Annotated in this window: 6 protein-coding genes; 1 reads left to right on the top strand and 5 read right to left on the bottom strand. The window is 35.0% G+C overall.

The annotated features are described in order from the left end of the window. The 5 genes from ACFS3A_RS04365 to rpsF form a co-directional block, all read right to left on the bottom strand. A partial coding sequence (locus tag ACFS3A_RS04365) for an Ig-like domain-containing protein (protein ID WP_379824360.1) occupies positions 1 to 7,589 on the bottom strand: 7,589 nt, incomplete at its 3' end. Between the two features lie 1,138 nt (positions 7,590 to 8,727). Beyond that, positions 8,728 to 9,201 (bottom strand): DUF6495 family protein, encoded by a 474-nt coding sequence (locus ACFS3A_RS04360; RefSeq protein WP_379824124.1) that lies wholly within the window; start codon positions 9,199 to 9,201, stop codon positions 8,728 to 8,730. 138 nt (positions 9,202 to 9,339) lie between these two features. After that, complete coding sequence (rplI, locus tag ACFS3A_RS04355) at positions 9,340 to 9,780, bottom strand: 50S ribosomal protein L9 (RefSeq protein WP_379824122.1); 441 nt, start codon at positions 9,778 to 9,780, stop codon at positions 9,340 to 9,342. 67 nt (positions 9,781 to 9,847) lie between these two features. Continuing rightward, positions 9,848 to 10,144, bottom strand: coding sequence for a 30S ribosomal protein S18 (gene rpsR / locus ACFS3A_RS04350; RefSeq protein WP_002987043.1), 297 nt, complete (start codon positions 10,142 to 10,144; stop codon positions 9,848 to 9,850). A gap of 5 nt (positions 10,145 to 10,149) precedes the next feature. After that, positions 10,150 to 10,491 (bottom strand): 30S ribosomal protein S6, encoded by a 342-nt coding sequence (gene rpsF, locus ACFS3A_RS04345; protein ID WP_026729424.1) that lies wholly within the window; start codon positions 10,489 to 10,491, stop codon positions 10,150 to 10,152. 178 nt (positions 10,492 to 10,669) lie between these two features. On the opposite strand from rpsF, the gene ACFS3A_RS04340 reads away from it, so the two are divergent. Continuing rightward, positions 10,670 to 11,368, top strand: coding sequence for a LytR/AlgR family response regulator transcription factor (locus tag ACFS3A_RS04340; protein ID WP_091497027.1), 699 nt, complete (start codon positions 10,670 to 10,672; stop codon positions 11,366 to 11,368). The last annotated feature ends 6 nt before the right edge of the window (positions 11,369 to 11,374 follow it).

The following is an 11,374-nucleotide window of genomic DNA, read 5'->3' as shown; positions in this document are numbered from 1 at the left end:
ACATCAACTGTTAATCTTGATGCGCTTTCACAACCTGTTGTTGGATCTGAAATTGCTGCAAAGTATTGCCCTGTGGTCAACACTGTCGTTGATGGAATTGCAGTCCCTCCTGTTAAAGCTGTATACCACACAATATTAGCCTGATTGAATTGAACGCTCGCAAATGTCGGTGCATTTACCAAACAGAAGTTTTGAGTTCCTGCTGTTACCAACGTCGGTGTTCCCGGATCGTTTACAATTATATCAACTGTTAATCTTACATTACTTTCACAACCTGTTGCAGGATCTGAAATTGCTGCAAAATATTGTCCTGTAGTCAACACTGTTGTTGATGGAATTGCAGTCCCTCCTGTTAAAGCTGTATACCAAACGATATTGCTTTCATTTGTCTGAATACTTGCGAATGTTAATGCATCTTCCTGACAGAAACTTTGAGTTCCTGCTGTTACCAATGTTGGTGTTCCGGGATCGTTTACAATAACATCTACTGTTAATCTTGATGCACTTTCACAACCTGTTGTTGGATCTGAAATTGCAGCAAAGTATTGTCCTGTGGTTAACGCTGTTGTTGATGGAATTGCAGTCCCACCTGTTAAAGCTGTATACCAAACAATATTACTTTGATTGAACTGAACACTTGCAAACGTTGGAGCATTTACCAAACAGAAGTTTTGAGTTCCTGCCGTTACCAATGTTGGTGTTCCAGGATCGTTTACAATTACATCAACTGTTAATCTTGATGCGCTTTCACAACCTGTTGTTGGATCTGAAATTGCTGCAAAGTATTGCCCTGTGGTCAACACTGTCGTTGATGGAATTGCAGTCCCTCCTGTTAAAGCTGTATACCAGACAATATTAGCTTGATTGAATTGAACGCTTGCAAAAGTCGGTGCATTTACCAAACAGAAGTTTTGAGTTCCTGCTGTTACCAACGTCGGTGTTCCCGGATCGTTAATAGTCACAGTAACAAGTAAACGAACTGAGCTCTCACAACCTGTTACAGCATCTTTTAGAGCAGCATAATATTGTCCATCAGCCAACGTAGTAGTCGGATCAAGTGCAGCTCCTCCTGAAACTAAGTTGTACCAGACTACATTGGCTTCATTTGTTTGAAGATTAGCAACCGTTGGATTATTTGCTAAACAAAATTCTTGTGTATTATCATTAGTAGTTGGTGCTAAAGGATCAGTTATTGTCGCTGTTACCACTAAACGATTTGAACTTTCACAACCAGTGGTCACATCTTTTAATACTGCATAATATAGTCCATTTGTCAATGCAGTTGTTGGATCTAACGCAGTTCCACCAGTAGACGAAGTATACCAAAGAACATTTGTTTCATTAGTTTGAAGGTTAGCAACTGTTGGATTATTTACCAAACAGAAATCCTGAGTGGTATCATTTGTTGTTGGCATTGCCGGATCAGTCACTATCACAGTAACATCTGATCTAACAGAACTTTCACAACCACTTGGATCTTGTATAGCGCCATGATAAACTCCATTTACTAAAGGAGTAGCAGGATTTAACGCTGTTCCCCCTGTAGATGAAGTATACCACACTACATTTGCCTCATTTACCTGAAGATTAGCAACTGTAGGATTGTTGACCAAACAAAAAGTCTGAGTATATGATGTAGAAGTTGGCGTTGCCGGATCATTAATCATCACACTTGCTGCCTTAAGCTCTCCGTTCTTATTCTGACAAGTCAAATCGCTTGAAACTGCTACATAATAAGATACAGGACTCATTGCTGTTGTTAAACCTGTAACTGTTAAAACTCCTGTTGTACTATCAACTGTATAAGTTATTCCACTTATAGTTCCGTTTGTAATTGGTTGTGTTTTATTAACATCTAAATACCAAAAGAACAATGGATTTGTTAAAGCACTGGTTGCTGTTAATGTTGCAACTGTATCATGACAAATAGTAACATTATCTACTGTTATATCTGTTTCAAGAGAGCTTGGAAGAATAGTAAAAGTTACTTGTTTTCTGTCAGCTGGTGCTGTTTCACAATTTTCAGTTGAGCTAACACCAACATAATAAGTATAAGTTCCAGGAGCTAATCCTGTTAAATTCAATGTAGAAGTTGTCTCACCAGCTATTAATTGAGTTGTTGTACCATCAAAGCTATACCAGGCATATACAGGATTTGTTAATACCGGTGATGCACTTAATATGGCGTCTAATGTTACTTGTCCATTTTCTGAACAAATTATTGTACTGTTTCCTCCGTTTATGTTTACGTTTGCTATTGCACCAGCTGGAGCTGTTGCTCTAACTACAACCGTTACTTCTCCTCTTTCTAATGCAGGACAACCATAGCGAATTGGCTGAACATAATATTTATAAGTCCCTGCAGCCATTGTTGCCGGTAATGTAAATGTCTGACCGCTAGCTACCAGATTTCCACCTGTTGGAGAATCGTACCAAGCATAATCAGCACATGACTTGGGAGGAACTGTGAGTTTTATTTCAGCTCCTGGACAGACTGTGACTTTATTATCTGTATCTGAATCAATAACTTTTGTATTCGTTACACGATCAATAGTGTGAACTCTAAGCTGATCTAAAACGCTGGCAACACCTCCAAAAGATATAACAACTTTATCATAAGGTTGTGTTTGAGGAGCTACTAGTGTCATCGCCATTGTATCTCCTGACAGCAATCTTAAAGTCAACAAGCTACTTGTATTTTCTATTGGACCACCAACAGGAATATTGCCCGAATATAACTGAATTGTGAACCCTGTTAGCAGATTAAGATTTAAAAGTGTTCCTGGTTTAGAAATCGTAACTCTTAAACTGTCTCCCACCATAGATGGTGTTCTAAATGTTGCTGTAAGTTCTGCCGCTGCAAGTACTCCTGTTCCGCTAAACATTGTTGCATAAGTAGCAACGTCTCCGTCTGCCACATTAAACGGATTTGAAACACCAACAGTAGCTGTTAATGCACCAACTCCCCTATCTCTTACTCCAGAAAAAACATCTTCGATATCTCCTTGTCCACAAGCAATTTGAGTTACTTGTTTTTTATAATAAGCATCATAAACATTAATATTTTGAGCTACACTTAAAATTGACCCTAATTGTACACGGATACCATCATAATCCTGAAGTCCCGCAGTATTGGAAGGAACAAATGTATATTCGAATGAATTTTGACCTGGTAATAAATTTAATAATGATCCTGAAACAGATTGTAAAGTTCCAATATCAACCGGATTGTTAGATCCGTCACGTTTAGTCCCAATTACTGAAATACTTTGTCCAACGGCAATTAAACTGTTTTCTAAACCAAGTTTAACGGTTACAGGAGTTCCTTTAGGAATAGTAGTTGGCCATTGTAAATTCTGCCATGTTGTTCCAATACCTAAAAGTCCTAAACCTGTTGTTATAGTGGAATGTGTACTAGGATCACCATCTGCTCCCAAAACTCCATTATTAACTGTACCACTTATTATCGTTCCTGATAATTGAGAATTAGCATATACTCTTTCTAATAAAGAATCACATGTCGCCGAATCAATAACACTTATTGTTACTGTTTGACTAGCAGTGCAAGTTCCATTTGTATTAGTAGCTACTACAGTATAAGTAAAAATACCAACAGTATTCAAAACCCCTGTAGTATTAGAAGGAAGTGCGTTTCCTTGAGGATCATACCAAACAACTGTACCGTTTGATGTTGCATTTAATGTAACTGACGATCCTTTTGTAACAGCAATTGAACTGGTTACGCCTGTTAATGTTGGTGGTTGATTTACAGTTACCGCAACTGGCAATCTAACAGAAGGACAAGCAACACCGTTTGTCTGTGCTTCAATAAAATAATTACCGCTTGTCAGAATATTGGTTGCAGCCTGTTCGTTAATTGGATTATTGGCTGCATCAAAGAATGCATAAGTTGTATTTCCTAATGTATCAAAATTTGTAATTGCATCTTTAAGATTCGCTTTAACACAAGCACTTAATGCAGGTGTAACTGTTAATAGTGAACCTACAGGATAATTAACAACTACTTCTTTTAAACTTGATGCGGCATTCTCACAAATACCCCCATTAAGTACTGAAACATAATAATTATAAGGTGAATTAGCTGAATTAAGTCCGCTAATAGTAAGCGCTCCCGTTGTAGGATTTTTAGAGTAAGTGACTCCCGCTACAGTACCGTTTATTATTTCTTGTGTTTTATCTTGACTTGTATAATATTTAAATGTCGCTCCTGCTAAAGTAGATGTCGGAGTTAATACAATTCCACCGGCACAAGACGCCGTTACCGGACTTGTAATAGCAATATCTGCTGCAGTTGGAATTTGCAACACATTAATTGTTACTGGCTGACGAACACTATTGATACAACCTCCTCTGGCAACTTCTAAATAATAAGTTGTAGTAGCATTTAATGGAATCGTTGGATTAATATTATTGACTACAGCGCCTGCAGTTGGAGCATCATACCATGTATAAGTTTCTCCAATAGCCGGAGTAGGAGTTGCTAGTGAAGCAGTACTTCCCGCACAAATTGGTAAAGCAGCACCTGTCACTGTAACATTTGGAAATCTGTATGAAGCTCCGTAAATATTAAGAGTAGTCAATAAAGTTGCCGCTCCTCCGCCTATACGAATTTCAAGTTTATCAAATGCTGCAGTTGCCGCAAAAGTAGCTTTGAATTTATTTCCTGACAGTAATTGTAGACTTAGCAAATTGTTAGTAAGCAAAAATCTGTCATTGTTAAAGGTTGCTCCATTATAAGTCGCTAAACTAATACCTCCTCCTAACAAAGATACATCAGCTAATCCGTTTGGCAATTCTAAATCAACCTCTATAATATCTCCTGCCTTACCAGGATTAGGAAAAGTCAGTTGCTGTTGTATATATGCGCCTAATGCTGCAACTGGAGTAAAAAGAGTAGTAAATGTATTTATATTTCCATCTACAGAACCACCTGGATTAGCTGAAGTACATAAACCACATAATAAACCATCTGTAGTTATTGCCTCCAAATTAGGCTGTAAACAATTACTAATAGTATTGGTTACTATAACACTAATCGCAGTTCTTGATGGACTTACACAATCTGTAGACAAATCTCTTGCCTCAACATAAAATGTTTTATTTCCAGTCAAAGCAGGGCTTGGAGTGTAAGTGCTTGTATTTGAAACTAAAGGAGTTCCTCCTGTTGGAACATCATACCATTCATAACCAAATCCTGAAGTAGCCGTAACCGCTAACGTTACCGTTTGTCCTGATTGAATTACAATATTTGAAGAAACAGCAACCGGTGCCGCAGGTCGCGGACTAATTACTACATCTTTCTGAATTCTTGCTGTAGAACAATTACCAATAGAAGCTTCAACAAAATAACTAGTATTTGCTGTTAAGTTAGGTGTATTAAAAGTCGTACCCGTAAATACTAAATTTCCTCCTGTTATAGCATCATACCATCTATAAGTTGTTCCCGCAATTGGAGTCTGAACACTTAAAGTAGTATTACTTCCACTACAAACAGTTGAAGGAGAAGCGTCAATAATTGGAGCTATAGGATTACTAACTGTTACTAAAACTGGAGATCTTTGACTATTAACACAACCATTTCTGGTAATTTCAGTATAATAAGTAGTATCAGCAGTTAAAACTGGAGTAGTATATGCAGCTGTGCTGGCTAATAAAGTCCCCCCCATTACAGCACTATACCAATTAACAGTTTCTCCAACTGCTAAATTGGCTACTAAAGTTGTAGTCTGTCCACCACAAATGTTTATATTTCCAGAAATTACTGGAGCTTTATATCTGTAAGTTGCCTGATATATATCCAAATTAGTCAAAGCTGTTACAACTCCGCCTAATCTAATTTCCACACGATCAAAATTTGCACCTGCAACTACACTCGCTTTAAATCGATTTCCCGAAAGTAGTTGAAGAGTAACCAGAGAATTATTGATAAAAACTCTGTCATTATTGTAAGTAGCTCCATTGTAAGTAGCCAAGCTGACTGCTCCTAATAAAGAAACATCGGCAATTCCGCCTGGTAAAGCCAATTCTACATCTACAATATCACCAGTTTTTCCCGGATTATTAAACTGTAAAGTCTGCTGAATATAGCCATTTACTAAACCTACAGGAAGAGTTAATCTTGCCGCTGTAGCAATATTTCCATCAACAGAAAGATTGGGGTTTGTTGAAGAACAAAGTAAACATAATCCGTTTTGAGTAGTCTGCTGACTATTGGCCTCCAAACAAGTCCCTAACGGATTTGCTAAAACAGTTACTGTTATAGGAACTCTTGCTGTACTTACACATCCGGCAATACTATTACGGGATTCTACATAATAAGTTTTTGAAGCTGTTAAAATCGGAGTTGTAAATGTATTAGAATCTCCCAATAATTTAATTCCTCCTGTTGGAACATCGTACCAATCTAAAACCACACCTACTTCAGATGAAGCACTCAGTGTTGCATTTTGTCCTGATAATATAGTTACACTTTGTGTTAAAACCGTTGCAGGCGCAGGCACAGCAGTAGAAGTAACTGTTACCTGAGTACGAGCAGATTTACAAGTACCAATTGATGCTTCTACATAAAAATCAGAAAGGCCCGTTGATACAATTGGTGCATAAGTATTCCCCGTAGCCAATGCAACGCCACCCGTCGCTACATTATACCAGGAATAGATCGTTCCTGGAACCGGATTTATGACAGATAAAGTAGTTGCCTGAGTTGCTCCGGTAGAACAAATAGCTGTTCCAGCTGTACTTACCGCAGGTAAAACTGGCTCAATTACATTTATAGTAACAGGTAAACGTTCACTGCTTTCACAGCCTGCAACTCTTGAAGTACTCACATAATAAGTAGTAGAAGCTGTCAAAGCTGGCGTTGTGTATGTTGCAGTATTTGAAAGAGCAGTAGTAGCTGTTGGCGAATCGTACCATGCTACTGTTGTTCCTGCTGCTGCAGTAGCAGTAAGCGAAATAGATTGTCCTGTACATACAGATTGTGTTTCCCCTCCTGTTATTGTTGGTTTAGCAAACTGCAAGCGAACATCATACACTCTCAGATTTGACAATAAACTGACAAGACCTCCAACCTGAATCCTAACCTGATCAGAATCAGCAGTCAGCGTATATCTAATAACCCCCATTGTATCTCCGGCTAATAACTGAAGATTTAAAAGAGGACTATTCAATGCGACTGTCGGTCCATTGGTACCCGCTACAGAATTTCTCGGTTGAATACTAGCATTTGACAGTAAACCAACATCTAGTAACGGAGAACTTGAACCGTAGTAAATAACAATCTGATCGCCGGCTTTTGCCATTTGACCAAACGTTACGGTTTCTTGTGCAAAACAAAGTACACCAAGTGCATTTGTCAGTGTTGAGTAAGTACTCAAACTAGCATCATAAGCCAGCGTTGGATTAGTAATTTCTGTAGTACCAAGACAAACACCTCCTATACCGGATGTGTGCGAAACTGGTCTGCAAAAGGTTTGTGCAATGTTTTTATTACAAAAAAGCAATAAAAACAACAAACCTAATAATCTCATCTTAAAGAGGAGATCATGAAAAGTAAATTTTTTTTTCATAATTTGGAAGATTAGAAAATGGACAATAAAACACCTCTCGCAGTAAGTGCACGCACCTACGCAATTAAACAATCAATTAAAAATCAAACAGTTAAAACAAAGTCGTAAGACCTATGAAATAAGTCTCTAAACAAAGTTTCAGAAAAAAATTATGTTGAATTTGGTATACCTGAATATACCAGAGGATAAATCCTATCTACAAGAGATAAAAAGTATTCCGTCTTTTGTGAGAAAAAATGATTGTAGTCACTTTTCTCAGAGGAGTGATTTGTTGCAGGTCTAATTTTCATAACGAAAATTTTTAGTTGACATAGAATTGGGGATAATTCTATTTATATGTAATTTGATTCAATACTTTAAAGAAAATTGATTAGTCTTTCTCTAAACACTTAAGAATTTTTCTTAAGATCTGAACATGTTCATATCAGCACAAATAGTTTTGCTGCTCTTTACAAATCCATCGGTCAGGATTTACAAAAAGCAGAAACTTTAAATATAAAAATTTGGATAAAAAAACAGATTTAGAAATCGCATAGCGATTAGAATCATCATTAAGATGAAATAAGCTTATTAGAATAAAGAATAAAGCTAAAATAAAATAAACAACTAAAGTAAAATTGGTGAAGAAAGTAATTGTCAATTCCATACGCCAGATTTATTAAATTATAATTTGTTTTTGGAAAAAGTACAAAGCAAAAACTTTGTTTAACTTTTGTATTCTAAAATTAAAAAAAACAAAAACACAAAACAAGGATAAATTCTTATAATTTATATCTTAAAATGGAAACTATAATTTTAACAACCTCTGAAAATATCAGAAAAACCTACAGTTTTAACATAATTATGTTGCAAAAATTTTCTTAAAAAAAAGTTCAACAAAAAATGTTAAATAACAAAAAAGAAAGTATAAACTTACAATAAAAAGAATTTTATCGACAAAACTATCCGTTTTTCAGACCAAATACATTAAAAATAAGGTCTTATTACTCAATTTGCTAAAAGATTAAAAAAAAGTAAAAAACGCGTATAATTACCTGCTAAAAAATAAACATTAAATTAAACAAAAGTTAAAAAATAAAAAAAAAGACAAACAATTAACATTCAATTGTTTGTCTTCAAAAAAGTCTTCTTATTCTTATTATGACTCGATAATTGTGTTAATTTGATTAAAAAGTTGTCCGTCGCTTAAAAATGCGCCTTGTTTAATCAATTCAAAAATCGAAATATTTCTTTCGTCAGTAAATACTTTTTTTCCCACTTTCATTTCAATGTTTTCTGTAAACATATTATCACTCAGCCATTGAAGCCCGTCTTTAGTTAAAAAATCAGTTTCAGAAGAAAGCGACTTTAAAACAATAGACTTGATATAAGTATCAAAACATTGAAATAAAAAGATATGATTCTTAGAAAAATGCTCCAAATACTCTGCCCTGGATAGTACACCTTCCCAAATTAAATCTGAAAACACATCCAGCTCTTGTTCTGCAACTTCCGGCTTATTCTCCTTTAGTTCTTCCCATTCTTTTCTATCAATTGTTTGTGTCGCTAAAAAACTGGCAAATTCAGCATGTAATTCATCAAACTGTTCTTTTGTTAATCTTGCGTATTTCATTTTATTTTAGGCTTATCCTTTACGCTATAAACAATAAGCAAAACACTTATTCAAATAACCTTAAGTCAATTAATCAATATTCATTAAACAAAAAAAATCCCGATTTTCATCGGGATTTTTGTATAGTTTTCAAAACTATTACTTTTCAGCAATGATTTCGTATGGTAAATCAACGATTACATCTCTGTGTAAACGAACTGTAGCATTGTATTTTCCAGTACGTTTAACAATACCGCTAGTGATGAATTTTCTATCGATAGCATTTCCAGATTTCTCTAAAGCTTCAGCAATATCGATATTAGTGATAGAACCAAAAAGTTTCTCTCCACCAGCTTTTGCAGTAAGTTTAATTTCAAGAGCTTTTAATGTTTCAGCTAATGCTTTAGCATCAGCGACAATTTTAGCTTCTTTATGTGCTCTTTGTTTTAGGTTTTCAGCTAAAACTTTTTTAGCAGAAGGAGTTGCTAAAGTAGCAAAACCTTGAGGAATTAAAAAGTTACGACCGTAACCAGGTTTTACAGATACTACATCATCTTTAAATCCTAAGTTTTGTACGTCTTGTTTTAAAATAAGTTCCATGTTGTTGTCCTTATATTTTAGAAGTTAGGTTCTGCCTGATACAGAAACCAGCGACTAGAGTTTTTAATTATTTTAATAAATCGGCCACGTATGGCATTAAAGCTAAGTGACGAGCTCTTTTTACAGCTACAGAAACTTTTCTTTGGTATTTTAATGAAGTTCCAGTTAAACGACGAGGAAGAATTTTTCCTTGCTCATTTACGAATTTCAATAAGAAATCAGCATCTTTATAATCGATGTATTTGATTCCAGATTTTTTGAAACGGCAATACTTTTTAGTTTTGTTAGTTTCAATGTTTAAAGGCGTTAAATATCTGATATCTCCGTCTTTTTTTCCTTTTGCAGATTGCTCAATTGTAGACATAATAATTACGCTTTAGTAGATTTTAATTTAGCTCTTCTTCTTTCCGCCCATGAAATAGCATGTTTGTCTAAACTTACAGTTAAGAAACGCATAACTCTTTCGTCACGTCTGAATTCAGTTTCAAAAGCTACAAGAACTTCTCCAGCTACTTTGAATTCGAATAAATGGTAAAAACCACTTTTTTTGTTTTGGATTTCGTAAGCCATTTTTTTAAGACCCCAATCCTCTTTCGATACCATTTCAGCTCCTCTACTAGTAAGAAATTCTTCAAATTTCGTTACTGTTTCCTTCACCTGAACCTCAGATAAAACGGGATTTAAAATGAAAACAGTTTCATAATGATTCATAAATACAATATTTATTTGTTAAAATTGGGTGCAAAAGTAATCATTAAATTTAAATAAACAACACTTTTTTTCTTTTATTCGTCATAATGCAAAAAATATGCGTTCATTTTAGTTTTTTTTCCAAAAAAAACAATACATTTACTACTGCTATCCTGAATTTATTTTAAATTGACATGTTATGAAACTAAATTGTGTTGTTGTAGATGATAGTTCTATACAGAGGACAATTATTGCCAAATTGGTTAATAATCACCCAGGCTTGCATTTAATTGGTGACTTTTCGAATGCAATTGAAGCAAAAAGTTGTATCTCCCTGAATAATATTGACCTAATTTTCCTTGATATAGAAATGCCTGTTATCAATGGTTTTGATTTCCTTGATGGATTAAAATCAAAACCACAAATTATATTTATTACTTCTAAAGCAGAATACGCTTTAAAAGCTTTTGATTACGATGCTACTGATTACCTGCAGAAACCAATTGCTGTTGACCGTTTTAATGCTTCGGTTAAAAGAGCAATCGACATGCACTTACTTAAAAAAGATGTCAAAGAAGAAGAAGGTGAACATATCTTCATCAAAAGTAATTTAAAAAAGCTTAAAATCTTCACTTCAAAAATAAAATGGATTGAGGCTTTTGGTGATTATGTGAGAGTAGTAACAGAAGATGACAGCAACCTGGTTCTTTCTACAATGAAATCTTTTGAAAACGATTTATCAAAAGACAAATTCATTCGTGTTCACAAATCATACATTATTAATATAGATAAGGTAGAGCGTTTTAATAGTAAATTCGCTGAAATTGGCATTACAAAAATACCTTTAAGCCGTAACAAAAAAGAAGACTTAGTAAAAGCACTTTCTACTCCTTCTTAATTACAG

The sequence above is a fragment of the Flavobacterium notoginsengisoli genome, assembly GCF_042686225.1.
Lineage (GTDB): Bacteria > Bacteroidota > Bacteroidia > Flavobacteriales > Flavobacteriaceae > Flavobacterium > Flavobacterium notoginsengisoli.
The sequence above is the reverse complement of the archived record's forward strand: the minus strand, read 5'-3'. Positions and strand labels throughout refer to the sequence as shown.